The sequence below is a fragment of the Collimonas antrihumi genome (assembly GCF_018304965.1).
Classification (GTDB): Bacteria; Pseudomonadota; Gammaproteobacteria; order Burkholderiales; family Burkholderiaceae_D; genus Collimonas; species Collimonas antrihumi.
In genome coordinates this window covers 20,151-40,182 of record NZ_JAGQED010000008.1, presented here as the reverse complement: position 1 = coordinate 40,182, position 20,032 = coordinate 20,151, and the positions used below count along the sequence as shown (strand labels likewise).

Below are 20,032 nucleotides of genomic sequence, written 5' to 3'. Positions count from 1 at the left end.
CTCAGAACTTGGCAATATAGCAAATACATTGCTATGGCTCAGCTAAGTCTCGAGATTCAGACTGTCAGCAGCGTTTCATTCAAATCCGTCCGCCTCCCGGCCGCAGTGAACACATCGTGAACACATTGATCAGCAAAAAAGGAACTCGCATGAATTCAACTACCGCACATCGTTTGAGCAAGGTTCCAGAAGTGACCTTGATCTTCTGGATCATCAAGATAGCCGCCACGACACTGGGTGAAACCGGTGGCGACGCCGTATCCATGTCGATGAACCTGGGCTACCTCGTGGCGACGGCCATTTTCGCCGCAATCTTCCTGGTTGCCGTATTTGCCCAAATCAAAGCGAAGAAATTCAACCCGGCTCTTTATTGGGCAACCATCATTGCGACCACAACAGTCGGGACCACCCTGGCCGATTTCGCGGACCGTTCGCTTGGCATCGGCTATGCAGGCGGAAGTTCGCTGCTGTTTGTCTTGCTGATGGGCTCGTTGGCAATCTGGTATCGCTCGCTCGGCTCGATTTCGGTCGACACCGTCAACTCGCCCAAGGCCGAAATGTTCTACTGGCTGACCATCATGTTTTCCCAAACCTTGGGTACGGCGCTGGGCGACTGGACGGCTGATACCGCCGGCCTCGGCTATACCGGCGCCGCGCTGGTTTTCGGCGGCCTTCTGGCGGTGCTGGCTGTCGCCTATTACCGGACTGCCATATCGCGCACCGCGTTGTTCTGGGCCGCATTCATTCTTACCCGTCCGCTTGGCGCCGTAGTCGGCGATTTCCTTGATAAACCGCTCAGTGCCGGCGGCCTGGCGTTAAGCCGCTATTCCGCATCGCTGGCGCTGTTTGCATTCATCCTGACCTGCATGTTGTTTTTCCGCCAAAAGCCGGCAAAACAAGCTCATTAAGGTAGAGGTAAAGGCGATGCTGTTAGGCGATCTCCGTCAGGATCGCCTTGACCCGATCCAGCGCCGGCTCGATATCCAGTGTTTCTATCGCCCCGTAGCCGAAGAACAGTCCCGGTACCGGGGGCATTTCATGATAAAACACATCGATCGCATACAAACCGACATCGACCCGTCGCGCCAGCTGTAACAGCTGGCGCATGTCGACCTCCTTGCTCGCCAATGCTGTCAGATGGAAGCCTGCGGTGGCCGCTATCGGCTGCAGCCACGGCGCCAGATCAGCATTTAAACGCGACAACAGCTTTTCGCGGCGGCTGGCGTACATCGCGTGGCAGCGCCGGATATGCTTTTGCAAATAACCATCGTCGATGAACTTGGCCAGCGCCCATTGCATCATGGTCGGCGCGTGCCAGTCGCACAGATGCTTGGCGACGGTCACGGCTTCCCGTATCGCAGGCGGCGCAATCAGATAGCCGATACGCAGTTCCGGCTGCATGACTTTCGAAAACGACCCGACAAAGGCCACCAGGCCCTCGCTATCCATGCTTTGCAGGGAATCGGTGGGCCGCCCCTGATAGCGGAATTCGCTATCGTAGTCGTCTTCGATGATGATCGCGCCAAGTTCGCCGGCGCGTTTCAGCAACGCTTTACGGCGCGCCAGACTCATCGGCATGCCGAGCGGGAACTGATGGGCGGGTGTGACATAGATCAGACGGGTATCGTCGGGGATGTGCGCAACCATCATTCCTTCGGCGTCGACCGGGATGCAGGCGATACGCGCGCCCTGGCTGGCAAACGTCAGCCGCGCCGGTGGATAACCGGGATCTTCAACCGCCACCGTGCAACCGGGTTCGATCAGCACCCGCGCCACCAAATCGATCGCCTGCTGGGCGCCGTTGGTGACCAGCACGTCCATCGGCCCGCACTGCACTCCCCGGGCAAACGCACTATGGCGGGCGATCGCTTCGCGCAACGCCGGCAATCCTTGCGGTTCCGAATAATAGCCGCGCGCAGCCTGGCTCTTGCGCAAGCCGTGCAGTATGCACTGGCGCCATTCGGCCTGAGGGAAATGGCTTTTTGCGGCGCCGCCGCCAAAAAAATCATAAGCAGAGCGTCGTTCCGGCGGCTGCAACGGCATTGAACGGCCCAGCCAGTTCTTGAGCGTGGCGCCAGCCGCCAGATCCTTAGCTGCGAAGCGGCGTGGACTTGGCTGTGGCTGCGTCGCCGCGGTAACAAAGGTGCCGGTACCTATCTGGCCGGCAAGCAATTTATCCATGGTCAATCGCGCGTAGGCTTCCGACACCGTCTTGCGCGATACCTGCAACTGTTGCGCCAGCAAGCGCGACGGCGGCACTTGCTCGCCGGCCGCCAGCCGTCCTGATTGAATGGCTTCCTTGATTTGCCGATAGACCTGCCCCGCCAGATCCTTATCGCCGTCGATGACGACATGCAATTCCATAACAGCTCCAAAAAACGATCAGCGATGCAGGCCGCACGCCCCTGCTTTCCCAAATGAAACCATGCGGTTTTAGCATGCCTGCCAGTCCAGTGCAAATCACAAGCTGAGTGGCCTCCTGTTTTTTGGCCGAATTGGCTATCCAATGCCGTGTCGCCAACTCTTATGATGCAAGCTCTCAGCTCACACATGATCCACACAAGGAGAGTATCTTGGAAAACCGTATCGATTTCTACACAGCTTCCCCCGACGCCATGAAAGCCATGATTGCGCTCGAAGGCGCGGTCGGCAAACTGGGCCTGGAGCCATCGCTGCTGGAACTGGTCAAATTGCGCGCTTCGCAAATCAACGGCTGCGCTTTCTGCATCGACATGCATACTGCAGATGCACGCAAGGCCGGTGAAAGCGAACGCCGCCTGTACGCAGTCACGGCCTGGCGCGAAGCGCCGTTCTTTAGTGCCCGTGAACGTGCCGCATTAGCCTGGACCGAAGCACTCACGCTGATTTCGCAAAGCCATGCGCCGGATGCCGATTACGCCATGCTGAGCGCGCAATTCAATCCTGCCGAAATGGTCAATCTGAGCCTTGCCATCAACACTATAAATAGCTGGAATCGGCTGGCTGTCGGGTTCCGGAAGATGCCAACCGAATAAGAACGATGTCTAATGTTCAAGACGGCGCCGCGTATTGAGCCGGCGCCGTTTTTTGCCGTGCAAAAATTACCCTGGACATTTCGCACGACAGTGCTAAACTGCGACACATGGATACCCATACCGAAAAAAGCGAACTCACCCTGGCAGCCATTGTCGATACGGCATTGAATATGGTTGCCACGCAGGGACTGGAAAGTCTCTCTCTGGGGGAGGTCGCGAAGCGGCTAGGTATCAGCAAAAGCGGCGTATTCTCGCGCGTCGGTTCCCGTGAAGCCTTGCACGAAGCAGTGCTGAATGAATTCGACCGGCGTTTTGCCGCCGACGTGTTCGAACCCGCGATGAGGCAGCCGCGCGGCCTGCCCCGCCTCAACGCGCTGGTGATGAACTGGATCTCGCGCGCCTGCAATGTCAGCGGCTGTATCTATGTTGCTGGCGCTTTTGAATACGACGATGTTGACAGCCCGATGCGCGAGCGGCTGCAACATAACGTATTGCGATGGCGTGCAGTATTGCGCCGCTGTGTCATCCAGGCGCTGGATGCCGGTCATTTGCGGCCCGATACCGACCCGGAGCAACTGGTATTCGAAATCTACAGCCTGATGGTCGGCCTGATGCATGACGCACGTTTTCTGCGTGACCCCAAGGCGCATGACAGGGTGCGCAACGCCTATGAGCGCCTGACCTCGACCTATCGCAGTTTCAACTATCACGCATAAATAGCGCCATGCCTGGATTGGATTTGCGATTTTTACCAAACAACTTTCGCACGACTGTGCGATAAAGGATTGTCATGTTGATTATTACCGGATGCATCGCTTTGATTACCGTTGCCGCTGCCGGCCTGACTGTATGGCGCCTGATCTTCCTGACAGGACAATCCGTTCCTGACTGCAACGACGATTTCATCTTCTTTTGACTGTACCCCAACCGCAGCCTCATACCTTATAGGGAAGTCTTCATGGATATGCATCCCGCCTCAAGCCAGCCGCTCGCCGCGAAGGCTCAAGCAGCTAACAAGACTCCGGTCGGCAATCTGTTCAAATTGTTGAGGGCTGGCATGCGCCTGTCGCAATTCGTCGCCCCTAACCTGACTCCCCGCATCGCCGCCCGCTTATTCTGCACGCCGATTCCGGGTAAGCTGGCTTCACGCAATTTGACAGCACCGCCTGATGTGCGCGTTGAGTCCCTCTCTTTTGAGCGCGCCTCGATCACCCTCTATCATTGGCCGGCGCCGGAGAATGCCCCGCAACTGCTGATGACTCATGGCTGGGCCGGCTGGGGTCTGCAAATGACCGCCCTGGCCGACGCCTTGAGCGCCGCCGGCTGGGCCGTGGTTGTCATAGACCAGCCGGCGCACGGGCGCAGTTCGGCGTGGAGCAGCACGCTGCCGCAGTTTGTACGGGCGTTGGCTTATGCAGCCGCGCGCCTTGGCAGAGTGCGGGCGCTGGTTGGGCATTCCATGGGCGGCGCTGCGGCATATATTGCTGCGGCGAACGGGTTGGGATTAGGGCTGGCGCTGGACAAACTGGTGCTGATTGCGGCACCGGTTTCCATGCTGCAGGCAACGCGTGACTACGCTCTCGCCTTCGGCATCCGTGAAAGCGTTCGTGCAGACATGGTCTCCTATCTCGAAGCACGCGAAGGGATGCTCTTCGAACGCATGGGCGCCGGCCATGTCGCGCCGCGGATAGGCACGCCTACATTGGTGATACATGATTGCGACGACAACATCGTGCCATTTCGCTCAGCCCAGTTGCTGATGGAAAAATTGCCCGATGGGCAACTGCTCAGCACACGCAACCTGGGACATCGCCGGCTGTTGAAAGACCCGGGCGTGATAGAAGCGACAAGGCAATTTGTCAGGCTTGAAATATCACCTGCACCGGAAACCATTTAGTCGCCGCTCAAATTTTTCATGATTGTTTGCGCCAGACACTGGCCAGCCATGGCTGCTGCTCACGCGGCAGACCGTCGGGCCGGTAGTAGTGCTCAAGTTCGGAGAAGCCGGCGTCGGACATGAAATGGCGCCATGCCGCGAGATCGTGATAGCTGCCGTAACGTCCGCTATTCCAGCCCTCCTGATTGCTGCCGCGCGGGTTGGAGCTGAACAATACGCCATCAGGCTTCAGCGTTGCATGGAATTGCCGCAGGACGCGCGGTAGTTCCTGGCCGGGGATATGGAACAGTGCCGCGTTGGCGAAGATGCCGTCGAAACGAGCGTCCGGAAAATCGAGTTTGAGAAAATCCTGATGCCAGACTTCGCAGCCGCTGTCCGCCCGCGCCATCTCAACGAAACGCGCCGCGCCTTCAACGCCGACAGCAACGTGACCGAGCTTGCTGAATGTGCGCAGGTCGCGCCCCGGGCCGCAGCCGACATCCAGGATCGAGAAAGGCGGCGTGCCTTTGATATGGCGCAGCAGTGCGGCAATGTTCTGGCTGACGTCGTGATCGCGGGTGCCTTCGCGGAAATCTTCGGCATGCTGGTTGTAATGCTCCAAGGTAAGAGCGGCAATTTTTTCCAGGTCTTCAGGCAGTAGTATCATGCCTCGTACTGTAGCGCATGGGCTGAAATTATCCAATATGGAAAGCGCATGACTGGTTAGTTGGATAACGTTTGCTGGTTATTGCGCTGCAGCGTCGATATCAGGTTTTCCTATATGCTGGCGGGTGCATAATGTGTTTTTTCAAGGACGCATGATTCGGGGGTTTCGGCTGGCTGCAGGTTGCCGAATCCCCTATCCCCAATGTGTCCACCTGGCAGTACTGTTCTGTTCCATCAAATCCAAGCGAAGGAGTCAAACGCAATGTCTACTAATCAAGCAAAATTTGTGTGGTACGACCTCATGACCAGCGACACCAAGGCCGCCGAGTCTTTTTATAAGAGCGTGGTCGGCTGGAACATGCAGGACGCCGACATGGGCGGCCCTCCTTACACCATACTGTCTGCCGGGACCATCATGGTCGGCGGCCTGATGCAAATCCCGGAAGAAGCACGCGCCATGGGCGCGCGGCCTGGCTGGAACGGTTATATCGCCGTCAGCGATGTCGATGACTACGCCGGGCGCGTCGTGGCTGCAGGCGGCACCATCCGTCGCCCTCCGGAAGACATTCCAGGAGTCGGCCGCTTTGCCGTCGCGGCAGATCCGCACGGCGCAGGATTTTTCTTATTCAAAGGCAATAGCGAAGACCAGCCGGCGCCGGCGGCAGCTGGAACGCCGGGGCATATCGGCTGGCACGAATTGCATGCCGGCGATATGGAAAGCGAATTTGCTTTCTATGCCCGCCTGTTCGGCTGGACCAAGGCCGAAGCGATCGACATGGGTCCGATGGGCGTCTACCAGACGTTCGCCACCGGCGGCGCGCCAATCGGCGGCATGATGACCAAAACGCCGGACATGCCCGTCACCTGCTGGCTGTATTACATCAATGTCGAAGCCATCGACGCTGCTGTTACGCGCATCAACGAAGGTGGCGGCAAGGTCCTCATGGGCCCGCATCAGGTTCCCGGCGGCAGCTGGATTGTCCAGGGACTGGATCCGCAAGGCGCCATGTTTGCCTTGGTCTCGACGCAGCGCTAGACAGATAGCCAGGTAGCGCAGCGGCGTTGCGCCGCAAAACACATATGGTTATGAGAATCCATTATTTGCGGTGATGATGCGGGAACAGGTGTAATGTCGTTTTAGGACGGTATTGCACCTGTTCAATGATGTCATTACAGGCGCGCCGCTCCGTTATCCGAGTCTTACCGAGCCATATTTGAGCCATATTCGAGCCATATTCGAGCCATCTCATGCCCAACGCCAGCACCCTGTCGCCACCTCCTGTCGCCCAGTCATTCGAGATCCGCCCCATCGAAGGGCCGTTAGGCGCAGAAATCCTGGGTCTCGATTTGCGATTGCCGGTATCCGCACAGGATCTGGCGCGCATACGCGCAGCCCTGGTTAAGCACAACGTGCTGGTATTTCGCGAACAACGTATCACACCGCAGCAACACGTAGCATTCAGCCGCCGCTTCGGTCCGCTGCAAGTCCATGTGCTGAACCGCTTTCATCTGCAAGGCCATCCGGAAATCCTGATCGTTTCCAATGTCATCGAAAACGGCAAGCCGATCGGCCTTGTGGACGCCGGCGCCGACTGGCATTCCGATCTGTCGTACATGCCCAAACCTAGTTTGGGTTCCTTGCTGCATGCGCAGGAATTACCGGCCGAACAAGGAGATACCTTGTTCGCCAATATGTTCAATGCTTATGAAACCCTGCCCGCCGATGTCAAGCAAGCCCTGGAAGGACGGCGTGCGGTGCATTCCTATGTCTATCGTTATCGCCGCCTGCAGAAACTGTCGCCCTGGCGTGCCGACCTGACGCAAAAACAAATCGACGAAGTGCCTGAAGTCGAGCACCCGGTAATACGGGTGCATCCGGAAAGCGGCCGCAAGGCATTGTTTGTCAGCGAAGGATTTACCTCGCACATCGTCGGCTTGCCCAAGGCTGAAAGCGACGCCTTGCTACGGTATTTGCATGAACACTCGATACGCGCCGAGAATGTCTACCGCCACCAGTGGCGCGCGCATGACATGGTGTTTTGGGACAATCGCAGCACGGTGCATTATGCGGCGATCACGCCTCAGCATTTACGCCGTACGCTGTACCGCACCACCGTCGAAGGCGATGTGCCGGTCTGAGCGCCGACCGGCATCCATGCTTATCCGTCAGTCCTTTAGCCGCGGAAATAACGCGCTGGGGTAAACGGCGTCTTGACGACTTCGGCTGGCACCCCCTTGCCGCGCACCATGGCCTGCAACAGTGTGCCGATTGGCGCATGTGCGCTATCGACATACCCCATTGCCACCGGGCTTCCCAGCGTCGGCCCGAAACCGCCGCTGGTGACCTTGCCCACTTGCTTGCCATCGGCGTCGACCAGTTCCGCGCCTTCCCGCGCAGGCATGCGATCCTTTAACAGCAGGCCGACCCGTTTGCGTTCGACGCCTTGTTCAAGCTGGCGGGCGATCACCTCGGCGCCAGGATAACCGCCGGCACGAGCGCCGCCGGCGCGCCGCACCTTGGACAAGGCCCAACTCAGGCTGGCTTCGACCGGCGTGGTGCTGCCATCCATGTCGTGGCCGTAGAGGCACAATCCGGCCTCAAGGCGCAGGGAATCACGCGCGCCAAGACCGATAGGCGCCACCTCAGGTTGCGCCAGCAGCAGCCGCGCCAAGGCTTCAGCAGCGGCATTCGGCACTGAAATTTCAAAGCCGTCTTCGCCGGTGTAACCGGAGCGGCTGACAAAACATTCGCTGCCTGCCAAAGTAAATTTGGCAGTCTGCATGAAAACCATCCGCGCGCTGTCAGGAGCCAGGCGCGCCATCACGGCCGCCGCTGCCGGCCCTTGCAAGGCGAGCAAAGAGCGATCGCTCAATTCTTCGATTTGACAGAGGCCGGACAGATGCTCCCGCAGGTGCGCGGTGTCTTGCTGCTTGCAGGCGGCATTCACCACCAGGAACAGGTGATCGCCCGCATTCGCAACCATCAAGTCGTCGAGAATGCCGCCTTGCTGGTTGGTAAACAGCGCATAACGCTGCTGGTTCACGGGCAGATCGACAATGTCGACCGGCACCAGCGATTCCAATGCAGCGGCAGCGCCAGCGCCACTCAGGCGCAACTGGCCCATGTGCGAAACATCGAACAGGCCGGCCTGGCTGCGGGTGTGATTGTGTTCCTTGAGAATGCCGCTCGGATATTGCAATGGCATTTCGTAGCCTGCGAACGGCACCATCTTGGCGCCTAGTTCGAGATGCAATTGGTACAGCGGTGTACGGGCCGCTGGGGCGGCGTTGCCGGTATCACTCATGAAAAATGTCCTTTATCAGTTTGTAGGGTGGACACCTGTGCCCACGCGTGACCTCAAACTCAACGTCACGCGTGCTTCGGTAACGCGTGGGCAAAAAAACTTGCCCACCCTACTTGTGTACATGCGACCTTATTCGTAATCCGACATCGGCGGACAGGAACAAACCAGATTGCGGTCGCCGTAGACGTTATCGATCCGTCCTACCGGCGGCCAATATTTGTTCTGGCGCAGCGACTTCAACGGAAAGACAGCCTGTTCGCGCGAATACGCTCGCGCCCACTCATCGGTCAGATCCTGGGCAGTATGTGGAGCATGCCGCAACGCCGTCTGCTCGGCTTTGATATCGCCGTTCTCGACTGCCCTGATCTCTTCGCGAATCGCGATCATGGCGTCGCAGAAACGATCCAGCTCTTCCTTGGATTCACTTTCGGTCGGCTCTATCATCAGGGTGCCGGCCACCGGGAACGACATGGTGGGCGCATGGAAACCGTAATCGATCAAGCGTTTGGCGACGTCTTCCACCGTAATCCCGGTCTTGTCCTTGAGCGGCCGCAGGTCGATGATGCCCTCGTGCGCCACCAGGCCGTCGCTGCCGCTGTACAAGATCGGATAATGCGGTGCCAGCCGATGCATGATGTAATTGGCGTTCAGGATCGCCAACTCACTCGCTTGCCGCAAGCCCTGCGCGCCCATCAGCGTGATATACGCCCAGGTAATCGGCAGGATGCTGGCGCTGCCCCAAGGTGCGGCGGAGACCGGCGCAATGCCTTTCTCCAGCATGCGGTGACCCGGCAGGAAAGGCGCCAGATGCGCCTTGACGCCGATCGGGCCGACACCGGGCCCGCCGCCGCCATGCGGAATGCAGAAGGTCTTGTGCAAATTCAGGTGCGACACGTCGCCACCGAACTTGCCTGGCGCGCACAAACCGACCATCGCATTCATGTTGGCGCCGTCGATATACACCTGGCCGCCATGGGCATGGACGATTTCGCAAATCTCGCCGATGGCTTCTTCAAACACACCGTGGGTCGATGGATAGGTAATCATCAAGGCAGCCAGATCGTTGGCGTGTTCATCTGCCTTGGCGCGCAGGTCGGCGACATTGACATTGCCTTGTTCGTCGCATTGCACCACCACCACTTTCATGCCGGCCATATGAGCAGTAGCCGGATTGGTGCCATGCGCGGAACTCGGGATCAGGCAGATATTGCGTTCGCCTTGGCCACGGCTCTGGTGATAGGCGCGAATCGCCAGCAAGCCGGCATATTCCCCTTGCGAACCGGCGTTAGGCTGCAGCGATACCGCATCGTAGCCGGTGCAGACGCACAGCATTTCTTCCAGTTCGGCCACCAGTTGTTGATAACCCAGGGCCTGGTGAAGCGGTGCGAACGGATGCAGCGCGCCGAACTCCGGCCAGGTGACCGGAATCATCTCGGTAGTCGCGTTGAGTTTCATGGTGCAGGAGCCGAGCGGTATCATGCTGCGGTCGAGCGCCAGGTCCTTGTCTGCCAGCGCGCGCAAGTAGCGCAGCATCTGGGTTTCCGAGTGATGGCTGTTGAATACAGGGTGCGTCAGGAAAGCACTGTTGCGCATCAGCGGCGCCGGAATCCGTTCTGCGGCGCTGGCTTCCAATGCATCGAACGACGGCAACGGCTTGCCGACTGCGAAGATACTCCACAACGCTTCCACATCCGCGCGCGTGCTGGTTTCATCCAGCGCAATGCCGACGCTGCCATCGTCGATCAGCCGCAGGTTGACCGACTGGCTGCGCGCAGCCGCGTGGATATCCTGGGTATGGCCGCCGGTATGCACGGTGATGGTATCGAAGAAGCTGGCGGTTGGCACTGGATGGTGCAACAGACGCAAGCCTTCGGCCAGGATCGCGGTCAGCCGGTGTACCCGTTGTGCGATCGTCTTCAAGCCTTGCGGACCGTGGTAAACCGCGTACATGCCGGCGATATTGGCCAGCAGCACCTGCGCTGTACACACGTTGCTGGTGGCCTTTTCACGGCGGATATGCTGTTCGCGGGTTTGCATCGCCAGGCGGTAGGCCGGTTGGCCGCGGCTGTCGATCGAAACGCCGACCAATCGTCCGGGCATCACGCGCTTATGTACATCCAGCGTAGCGAAATACGCCGCGTGCGGACCGCCATAACCAAGCGGCACGCCGAAACGCTGGGCGCTGCCGACCACCACATCGGCGCCGAACTCGCCCGGCGGCGTCAGCAAAGTCAATGCCAGCAGATCGGCGGCAACCACCACCAATGCCTGCTTGCCATGCGCCAGACGCGCGGTGGCGGTATAGTCGTTGATCTCGCCGTTAAGCGTCGGATATTGCAGGAGCACGCCGAAGCAGTCGAGCCGCTCCAGGTCTTTAAGATGATCGCCGACCACCACCTCGACGCCGATCGGCGCGGCGCGGGTGCGCAGCACGTCGATGGTTTGCGGATAGCAGTCTTGCGAAACGAAGAATATGTTGCTCTTGCTTTTCGACAGGCGCTGGCAAAAAGTCATCGCTTCGGCTGCCGCGGTGGCTTCATCCAGCAGGGAAGCGTTGGCGATTTCCATGCCGGTCAGGTCGGTCACCATGGTCTGGAAATTCAACAGCGCTTCCAGCCGCCCTTGCGAAATTTCAGGCTGGTACGGTGTGTAGGCGGTATACCAGGCCGGATTTTCCAGCAGGTTGCGCAAGATCACGGTCGGCGTATGGCAGTTGTAATACCCCATGCCTATATGTGATTTGAACAACTGGTTCTTACTGGCAATCTGGCGCAATGCCGCCAGCGTTTCCGCTTCGCTGCGCGGGGAGCCGAGTTTCAGCGGCTGCCGCTCCAGGATAGCGGCCGGGACTACTTTTTGTATCAATGCGTCGATCGAATCGAAACCGAGCATCGACAACATGGCCTTTTGCTGGGAGTGATCCGGACCGATATGGCGTTCAATGAAATCGGCATGTTGTACCAGATCTTCAAGAGCAGGCCGCGATTGTGTCATGGGTGCATCCTTCATATTGTGAACAGTAAATGGCGGCGTTAGCTTGTGGCTTACGCTTGGCCTTTGATCATCGCAGCGTAAGCCGCTTCATCCATCAAACTGTTCAACTCAGCGATATCGTTGACTTTCATTTTGAAAAACCAGCCAGCGCCTAACGGATCGTCATTGACCTTGCCTGGTTCGTCTGTCAACGTGGTGTTAATTTCGACTACCTTGCCGGCTACCGGCATCATGATTTCACTTGCGGCCTTGACCGATTCAATCACCGCGGCTTCGTCGCCCCGGGCAATTTCGCTGTCGACTTCCGGCAGTTGCACAAAAACCAGATCGCCCAGATGTCCTTGTGCAAAATCGGTAATGCCGACTGTCACCAGACCGTCGTCCTCAACGCGTAACCATTCATGCTCGACGGTATATTTCACCTGACCCATGCCAATCTCCTTTATAAAAAACCATGATATTCAAATTACTTATTCGGATTTTACGACCGAAACGGTTTGCATGATACTGCGATACGCTTCGATCTGGCATGGCGGACATCGGTGAACATTCTGGTCAATGCGCTAAGCTATTGATTTTTTGCACATTATCCCTTGTCGGCCTTGGTACCAACCATCACTGCGACGGTACTGGCTACCAGCAAAACGGCAAGGATATATAAGGTGTAATCCATATTACCCGTGTGCGTCCTGATCAAGCCAATCACCCACGGACTGATAATGCCGCTGGTGATGCCGATGCTACTGATCAGGGCAATGCCGCCGGCCGCCGCCATTCCCGACAGGTAACTAGTCGTCAAAGCCCAGAAAATCGGCATCGCCGCATACAGCAAGGCCGCCGCTACGGAGAGTATCGCCATCATGGCAACGAAGCTATCCAGGCGCAGGGTCAGCATCAACAGTGCGGTGGCGCCGCCGATCACGCAAAAAGCGAAATGCTTGCGCCGCTCGGCTTTCCGATCCGAATGCCAAGCGATCAGTATCACGCCGATTGCGCCAATCGCGTTCGGCACCGCACTATAGAGGCTGATATGCAGGACATCGCTGATGCCGAGATCCCGGATAATGAGCGGCATCCAGAACACCAGCATTAAAACGGCGCAAGTCAGTGCAAAATATATAAAGGAAAACAGGTAGACACGCGGATTGCGCAACGCATCTGCCAAAGAATGGCCTTTTTGCGACTTCAATTGACGGGGATCATTCAGAAGATTGTCTTCAATCGCTTGTTTTTCTGCAGGGCTCAGCCATTTCGCCTGTTTTGGGTGATCGTCCAGATAAAACCAGGCGACCACTGCCAGGATAATCGCGGGCGCCCCTTCGATCGCAAACATCCACTGCCAGCCATACATGCCGTACACGCCGGCCATGCCTTCCATGATCCAGCCGGAAATCAAACCGCCCAGTACGCCCGCGACCGCCACACCGGCAAAAAAGATCGACAGCACGGCGGCCCTGCGCCTCACCGGATACCAGTAGGTCAGGTAAAGCACGATGCCGGGAAAAAATCCTGCCTCGAATACGCCAAGGAAAAAGCGCAAGGCATAAAAATGCGTGGGAGTGGATACATACATCATGCCGACCGACGCCAGGCCCCATAGCACCATGATGCGAGAGAATGTCTTGCGGGCGCCATATTTTTCCAGCAGCAGATTGCTAGGCACTTCGCACAGGACGTAACCGATATAAAACACCGCGGCACCCAGGCCATACATCGCGTCGCTGAAGCCGAGATCCTTCTGCATGTGCAATTGCGCGAAGCCGATGTTAATCCGGTCCAGGAATGAAATAACGTAACAGATGAACAAAAACGGCAAAATACGCATTGATACCTTGCGGTATAACGCGTCGTCGCCTTGGGTTGCGCCTGTGGGGCTGGCTGCGCTGGCGGCCAATACATTGGTAGTCATGCTGGTCTCTCTCCTGGTTGATTAAACGACATGACACCCGGCATCTTCCGATGCAGCAAGGCGGCTATCGCCGTAGTTATTTCTGTAATTATTCTTCTGTGACTTTCTTTATTTCCCGTTGAATTCGGCGGGTCGCTTTTCCATGAATGCAGCAATACCTTCCTTGCGGTCGTTGCTTGCCGCCAGCAGCGAGAATGACTTGCGCTCAAGGTTTAGTCCGCTTTCGAGACCAAGCTCGAAAGAACGCAATATTGCTTCCTTGGCCAGCCGCGCAGCCAACGGCGACTTGGCCGCAATCACCGCAGCCAGCTCCGTGGCGCGTTCCAGCACTTTGTCGTCGCTTGTAACTTCTGCAACCAAACCGGCTGTCAGTGCGGTCTGCGCATCTATCATTTCCCCGCTTAATATCATTTTCATTGCCAGCGGCTTGCCGACAGTGCGGATCAGGCGTTGCGTGCCGCCAGCGCCCGGGATCGTTCCCAGGTTGATCTCCGGCTGACCGAATTTCGCGCCCTCCCCGGCAATCACGATGTCTGCATGCATGACAAGTTCGCAGCCGGCGCCAAGGGCGTAGCCGTTGACCGCTGCCAGTAGCGGTTTGGGGAAGGCCGCGATGCATTTCCAGTATTCCGGCCGCACATCAGTCAAAGCCTCGATCGGCCCCAACTGCGCCATTTCCTTGATGTCGGCGCCGGCCGCGAAAATTTTCGGCCCGCCGGTAATGACGACTACGCGCACCGCGCTGTCGTCCGCCGTACTGCGCAGGACATCCGCAATTTCGCGCAAGGTGTTGTTACGCAGTGCATTACGCGCCTCCGGGCGTTGCACAACGATTAACAGCACGCCATTGCCTGGCTGGGCCAGACTGATATCTTGAAAATCATTCATGCGCTTGCGTTCCATAGAAAGATGAGATGAGGAAAACCATGCCGGCTGACTCCTCCGTGCCGAATGCTAGTACTCAGACGCGTTCGATAATCAAGGCGATACCTTGGCCGACGCCGATACACATCGTGCACAACGCATACCGGCCACCGCTGCGTTCAAGCTGGTTGAGCGCCGTCATGACCAGGCGCGCACCGGAGGCGCCGAGCGGATGGCCGATGGCGATCGCCCCGCCGTTCGGATTGACATGCACGGCATCGTCCGCCAGACCGAGTTCGCGCGTTACCGCCAATGCCTGTGCCGCGAACGCTTCGTTGAGTTCTATAACATCCATCTGCGCCAGCGTCAGGCCGGTCTGCGCCAGTACCTTTTTGCTGGCTAACGCGGGGCCGAAACCCATGATGCGCGGCGCCAGCCCGGCGCTCGCCATGCCCAGCACACGGGCGCGCGGCTGCAACCGATATTTATCGACGGCAGCGGCTGAGGCCAGCAGCACCGCGCAAGCACCGTCATTGACGCCTGAAGCGTTGCCGGCAGTCACGCTGCCATCGGGACGAACCACGCCTTTGAGCTTCTGCAACGTGTCGAAAGTGGTTTCAGGGCGAGGATGTTCGTCGCTGGAAAAGAGCATCGGTTCGCCCTTCTTCCGTGGAATGGAAACCGGCGCGATTTCCGATGTAAAGAAACCGGCCGCCTGTGCTGCGGCCCAGCGTTGCTGGCTGCGCAGCGCCAATGCATCCTGGTCCGTGCGGCTGATATTGAAATCGGCGGCAACGTTCTCTGCTGTTTCGGGCATGGAGTCAATGCCGTATTGCGCCTTCATCAATGGATTGACGAAGCGCCAGCCAATCGTGGTGTCCTCGATTTTCGCGGCGCGAGAAAAAGCGCTTTCTGCCTTGCCCATCACGAAAGGTGCGCGGCTCATGCTTTCCACGCCGCCGGCAATCACCAATCCGGCCTCGCCGGCCTTGATGCTGCGGGCAGCCAGGCCGATCGCATCCATGCTCGACCCGCACAGCCGATTGATGGTGTTGCCCGGCACCGTCTCCGGCAGGCCAGCCAGCAGCGCGGCCATGCGACCGACATTGCGGTTGTCTTCCCCTGCCTGGTTAGCGCACCCGTACAGCACATCGTCCACTTCCGCCCAGTTCACAGACGGATTACGCTCAATCAACGCCTTGATCGGCAGTGCGCCGAGATCATCGGCGCGCACCGTTGACAATGCGCCGCCGTAACGGCCGAATGGCGTGCGGATGGCATCACAAATAAAAGCGTCCATAATTAATTAAATCCTTAGATGAAGTTGTTCAGTAGAGGGCCGCATGCCACACGAAAATGCCGCGTCGGGTTGAACAAACCGACTCAATACTCCAGCACCGTCTTCGATTCCAGATGCCGGTCGACATCGGCCGGCTCCAGCCACGTGTGCTTGCATTCGAATTTTTTGTATAGCTCCAGTTGATCCTCATAGTGCTTTGATTTGGCGCCATCGGGCGCGATGAAGCCGCTTTGTCCAGGAGGCAGAACTTCGCAATTCCGTACGCCGTCAGACGTAAAAGAAATCAGGTTGTTTTCGGTGCCGCGATTCATCATGACCGGTGTCTTCAACCGCTCGTTGCCATTCGCTTGCGGAATGCCCACGAAGTTATTCGACAGGTAAACATGCTCATCCACGGGTTCCAGCCACTTCTGCATATCGCTGCCATAACGGGTTTGCAGCGACTCGACACTCTCGCTCAATGCTGCCAACACCACATCCAGCGGCTTCTTGCCGTTAAATAAATCGTAGCGCTGCGGGATGCTCGCGTGCTTGCCCCTCAGTGCCTGATACAGCACTTTAGTGCCAGGCTGGATATTGACCGAGCCGACCACCGGCGTTCCGGCGACCGGGTAACCTGCGGCAGAATAAAACTTGAAGTATTCCGCCGGAATAACGTCGGCCAAAGTGTTCTTCAGCATGATCGGCAGCCAGGTACGCATCAGGGTGGCAGCCGCCTTGTAGTGCGTGGCGGTACTGCTGTCGACAGTTTGCAAATCCCAGCCGTCGAACAGGGTTACCGCCTGGCGGCGCGGGTCGTTTTCTGCAAGCCGGGCCACCGCTTCCTTGAGATACGGCAGGAAATAGCGCGCATTGACATCGGCAAACGACGCGCTCTGATTGATCCCGGCCATCGCCGCCGGAGTCAGCTTGTCATCCGGCTTGAAGTGATCCATGATGGTTTCGACGCGATCGGCGGCAGACCATGACAACCAGTACATATCCGGACTCGGATAGCCGGCAGCCGGCTTGTTGTTCCAGTTGGCGATCCAGCCCTGTTGCGGGTTGAGCATCTGCGGATTGCTGCTGAACGGCAGCACCGCATCCCACTCCATGTCGCCGGTGCCGAGCGCCGGCAGACGGGTATCGTGGTTCGGCTTGCGCTGCGGGAATTTCCCTGTATAGGCATAACCGATGTTACCTTTGGCGTCGGCGTAGTACCAGTTGATGGTGATTGCCATATGCGCGGCCTGGCCGATCCATTGGTCATAGTCTTGCGCCTGCGTCTGCCGTATCCAGGCCATCAACGATTCCACTTCGTGTCCGTCCCAGGTTCGCTTCTTGGAATACGCCACGCCTTTTTCCATATCGAAGGCGACTACCAAACCATGCGTGGTGCCATAAACATCCAGCTTATGATCTGGCGCACCTTTGACCTTGATGATGTCGGTGCGCTTGATCATCGGCAGATACTTGCCCTTATACAGGTACTCGTAGCGATTATCCGGATTGAGCTGTTCCTGGTAGATATCGACGCCGTCGCCATACCCCGCGGTCGCGCCCCAGGCGATTTTTCCGTTATGTCCGAACAGGATACTGGGATAGGCAAACGGCGTGTTGCCGACCACATTGAACCCGGCGCCGTGCAGGCCGACCGCATAAACATAGGCCGGGTTGAACCAGCCAAATTGCGGGCCGTTGAACAGAATTGCTTGGGCATCCTTGGCCTTGCCCTTGCCTGCCAGCCATATGTTGCTGGCCTGCGGGAAACCACCCATACCGCTCAAACCATCCCTGGCAAGCAAAGCATCGAGGTGGTCCTGCGCCGCCGATCCCGACATCGGCAACAGGCGGCCATTGCCCGCATCCCTTGGCATGCGAGCAATGGCCTGCATGGTTTGCCTGGAAGGCGCGGCCAACCCTGCCAGTTGCTGCCGATTATCAACTGCCTGCTCGGCCGGCGCCGGGCCAGTCACCTTGCGTTCGGCCGGACCTGATGGAATGGTAGTCGGCGCCCCTGGATCGTCGACCCATTTCAATTGATCGAAAATCCGCGAACCGTCTTCCTTGCCGTGTTTTTCGACGAGCGCGTTCAACAACCCGAGATTGTCGAGTTCGGTGTTGAAATCGGAAAAACGATTGGCCATCGAGCCGACGAATATCATCACCACATCCATCGCTGTCCACTTGACCGGCTTGAAACCCATGTCATTGAATTGCTTGGGCATCAGTTGCTCAGGTTGCTTCTCGACCTGCCGGACCCAGGCATTGAAACCTGCGGCATATCCTTCAAATATGGCCTTGTCCGACGCAGGCAAAGCGGCATACTGGCGTAGCAGCGATTGCGGCTTATAGTTACTGCGCACCGCCTGGTCCGAGGTAAGATACTTGGCACCCAATGCCTCTGACACTTTCCCGGTGAATGTACGGCGCGCCATTTCCATCTGGAACAGCCGATCCTGCGCTACCGCATAACCGTAACCGTAGAACAGGCCGAACGTGGTATCGGCATAGATATGCGGCGTGCCGTATGTATCGCGCTTGATCGTGACGGCACCATGCGGCGCTATGTGGACGATGGACGGTTGCTGTTGCCGTGCCTGTACCGAAGGCAAGCTGGCCGCGATACCGCAGATGGCCAGCACCAATGCTATTTTTTTAGCGGATATCAATGCAAAGTCTCCTGTTTATATTCTTATTTTCATATTTCTATACTTCTATGCTCCAGACATGCCAGACCGTCTATACAGCGCCGACCGGCTGTTCATGTGTCACCTTCGGACGTTTGTCGATCACATGCCTGGCTTTGCCGGTCAAAGTCCGTTCGATGCCGGATGAAGCCAGCACGGATACCCGTGTGCTGATACCGATATAGGTCTTGATGGCATGCTGCAACTCATTGCCGATCGATTCGATTTCCGTCGCCGGCAGCTGACTGCTGGCTTCGCCGCGCAATTCGGCAAGCACCTGCAGTTTGTCCAGGTTGCCGTCGCGCGTGACGATCAGCTGGTAGTGCGGCGCCAGTCGCGGGTTTTTCAGGATCAGTTCTTCGATCTGCGTCGGGAACACGTTGACGCCGCGGATGATCAGCATGTCGTCGGAACGGCCGGTGATCTTGCCGATACGCCGCATCGAGCGTGAGGTAGGCGGCAGCAAGCGCGTCAGGTCGCGGGTCCGGTAGCGAATGATCGGTAATGCCTCCTTGGTCAGCGAGGTAAACACCAGCTCTCCTTCCTCGCCATCGGCTACCACTTCGCCGGTATCCGGGTTAATGATTTCGGGATAAAAATGATCTTCCCAGATAATTGGACCGTCCTTGCTTTCGATGCATTCGCTGGCCACGCCTGGCCCCATCACCTCGGACAAGCCATAGATATCGACCGCATCGATGTCGGCACGGGTCTGGATTTCCGAGCGCATTGCATCGGTCCACGGTTCAGCGCCGAATATCCCCACTTTCAACGAACTTTCCGCCGCATCGAGCCCCTGCCGTGTAAATTCCTCGATGATGTTGAGCATGTACGATGGCGTCACCATGATGATGCTGGGCTTGAAATCCTGGATCAACTGGACCTGCTTTTCGGTTTGACCACCGGACATCGGCACCACGGTGCAGCCAAGTTTTTCGGCGCCGTAATGCGCTCCCAACCCGCCGGTAAACAAGCCGTAGCCATACGATATATGGATAATATCGCCGGCACGTCCGCCGCCGGCGCGGATCGAACGCGCAACAACGGTGGCCCAGGTATCGATATCGTTGCGGGTGTAGCCGACCACCGTTGGCTTGCCCGTAGTACCGCTCGACGCATGGATCCGGGAGATTTTTTCACGTGGCACGGCAAACATCCCGAATGGATACTGATCGCGCAAGTCCTGTTTGGTCGTGAACGGAAAACGTGCCAGGTCGGCCAGCGACTTGAGATCGCTCGGATGAACGCCGGCGGCATCAAAGGCAGCGCGATAATGCGGCACATTTTCATACGCGTGCTTGAGCGACCATTGCATGCGTTCCAATTGCAACGCCTGTAATTCATCCTTGCTGGCCAGTTCGATCGGTTCCAGATCACTCCGATCATGTTTACGTTGCGGCATACGTGTCTCCTTCAAATAATATTCGGCAAATGT

The 20,032-nt window shown here is 57.8% G+C and carries 17 protein-coding genes; 7 read left to right on the top strand and 10 right to left on the bottom strand.

The features are described 5' to 3' along the window. Positions 1 to 149: 149 nt before the first annotated feature. Complete coding sequence (locus KHU29_RS09515; protein ID WP_211452569.1) at positions 150 to 908, top strand: COG4705 family protein; 759 nt, start codon at positions 150 to 152, stop codon at positions 906 to 908. Between the two features lie 22 nt (positions 909 to 930). Here KHU29_RS09515 and pdxR read toward each other — a convergent pair whose 3' ends face one another. Further along, complete coding sequence (gene pdxR, locus KHU29_RS09510) at positions 931 to 2,364, bottom strand: MocR-like pyridoxine biosynthesis transcription factor PdxR (RefSeq protein ID WP_211452568.1); 1,434 nt, start codon at positions 2,362 to 2,364, stop codon at positions 931 to 933. A gap of 209 nt (positions 2,365 to 2,573) precedes the next feature. Between pdxR and KHU29_RS09505 the strand changes: the two genes are divergently transcribed. The 4 genes from KHU29_RS09505 to KHU29_RS09495 all read left to right on the top strand — a co-directional run bounded on the left by KHU29_RS09505 (position 2,574) and on the right by KHU29_RS09495 (position 4,911). Continuing rightward, positions 2,574 to 3,014 (top strand): carboxymuconolactone decarboxylase family protein, encoded by a 441-nt coding sequence (locus KHU29_RS09505; protein ID WP_211452567.1) that lies wholly within the window; start codon positions 2,574 to 2,576, stop codon positions 3,012 to 3,014. Between the two features lie 107 nt (positions 3,015 to 3,121). Continuing rightward, positions 3,122 to 3,730 carry a TetR/AcrR family transcriptional regulator gene (locus KHU29_RS09500; RefSeq protein WP_211452566.1) on the top strand — a complete coding sequence of 203 codons (609 nt, stop codon included), beginning with the start codon at positions 3,122 to 3,124 and terminating at the stop codon, positions 3,728 to 3,730. A gap of 74 nt (positions 3,731 to 3,804) precedes the next feature. Then, on the top strand, positions 3,805 to 3,930 hold the full coding sequence (locus KHU29_RS22340) for a hypothetical protein (protein WP_281416101.1): 126 nt from the start codon (positions 3,805 to 3,807) through the stop codon (positions 3,928 to 3,930). A 42-nt stretch (positions 3,931 to 3,972) separates the two neighbouring features. Then, a complete protein-coding gene (locus KHU29_RS09495) occupies positions 3,973 to 4,911 on the top strand; it encodes an alpha/beta fold hydrolase (protein ID WP_211452565.1) in 939 nt (312 codons plus the stop codon). Positions 4,912 to 4,927: 16 nt separating this feature from the next. Here KHU29_RS09495 and KHU29_RS09490 read toward each other — a convergent pair whose 3' ends face one another. Next, on the bottom strand, positions 4,928 to 5,557 hold the full coding sequence (locus KHU29_RS09490; RefSeq protein WP_211452564.1) for a class I SAM-dependent methyltransferase: 630 nt from the start codon (positions 5,555 to 5,557) through the stop codon (positions 4,928 to 4,930). Between the two features lie 261 nt (positions 5,558 to 5,818). On the opposite strand from KHU29_RS09490, the gene KHU29_RS09485 reads away from it, so the two are divergent. After that, on the top strand, positions 5,819 to 6,592 hold the full coding sequence (locus KHU29_RS09485; RefSeq protein WP_211452563.1) for a VOC family protein: 774 nt from the start codon (positions 5,819 to 5,821) through the stop codon (positions 6,590 to 6,592). Between the two features lie 212 nt (positions 6,593 to 6,804). Continuing rightward, a complete protein-coding gene (locus KHU29_RS09480) occupies positions 6,805 to 7,695 on the top strand; it encodes a TauD/TfdA dioxygenase family protein (RefSeq protein WP_211452562.1) in 891 nt (296 codons plus the stop codon). Positions 7,696 to 7,730: 35 nt separating this feature from the next. Here KHU29_RS09480 and gcvT read toward each other — a convergent pair whose 3' ends face one another. From gcvT to paaK, 8 genes are all read right to left on the bottom strand, one after another. Further along, positions 7,731 to 8,861, bottom strand: a complete 1,131-nt coding sequence (gene gcvT, locus KHU29_RS09475; protein WP_211452561.1) for a glycine cleavage system aminomethyltransferase GcvT — start codon at positions 8,859 to 8,861, stop codon at positions 7,731 to 7,733. A gap of 129 nt (positions 8,862 to 8,990) precedes the next feature. Beyond that, positions 8,991 to 11,870, bottom strand: coding sequence for an aminomethyl-transferring glycine dehydrogenase (gcvP, locus tag KHU29_RS09470; protein ID WP_425514461.1), 2,880 nt, complete (start codon positions 11,868 to 11,870; stop codon positions 8,991 to 8,993). 35 nt (positions 11,871 to 11,905) lie between these two features. Then, positions 11,906 to 12,286: a glycine cleavage system protein GcvH gene (gene gcvH / locus KHU29_RS09465; protein ID WP_211452559.1), complete on the bottom strand. Its 381-nt coding sequence runs from the start codon at positions 12,284 to 12,286 to the stop codon at positions 11,906 to 11,908. A gap of 155 nt (positions 12,287 to 12,441) precedes the next feature. Continuing rightward, positions 12,442 to 13,764 carry an MFS transporter gene (locus KHU29_RS09460; RefSeq protein ID WP_211452558.1) on the bottom strand — a complete coding sequence of 441 codons (1,323 nt, stop codon included), beginning with the start codon at positions 13,762 to 13,764 and terminating at the stop codon, positions 12,442 to 12,444. Positions 13,765 to 13,872: 108 nt separating this feature from the next. Beyond that, positions 13,873 to 14,652, bottom strand: coding sequence for an enoyl-CoA hydratase-related protein (locus KHU29_RS09455; RefSeq protein WP_211452557.1), 780 nt, complete (start codon positions 14,650 to 14,652; stop codon positions 13,873 to 13,875). Positions 14,653 to 14,725: 73 nt separating this feature from the next. Continuing rightward, positions 14,726 to 15,928, bottom strand: coding sequence for a 3-oxoadipyl-CoA thiolase (gene pcaF, locus KHU29_RS09450; protein WP_246541771.1), 1,203 nt, complete (start codon positions 15,926 to 15,928; stop codon positions 14,726 to 14,728). An 83-nt stretch (positions 15,929 to 16,011) separates the two neighbouring features. Then, positions 16,012 to 18,579: a penicillin acylase family protein gene (locus KHU29_RS09445; protein WP_211452556.1), complete on the bottom strand. Its 2,568-nt coding sequence runs from the start codon at positions 18,577 to 18,579 to the stop codon at positions 16,012 to 16,014. A gap of 70 nt (positions 18,580 to 18,649) precedes the next feature. Continuing rightward, on the bottom strand, positions 18,650 to 19,999 hold the full coding sequence (paaK, locus tag KHU29_RS09440; RefSeq protein ID WP_211452555.1) for a phenylacetate--CoA ligase PaaK: 1,350 nt from the start codon (positions 19,997 to 19,999) through the stop codon (positions 18,650 to 18,652). Positions 20,000 to 20,032 lie beyond the last annotated feature (33 nt).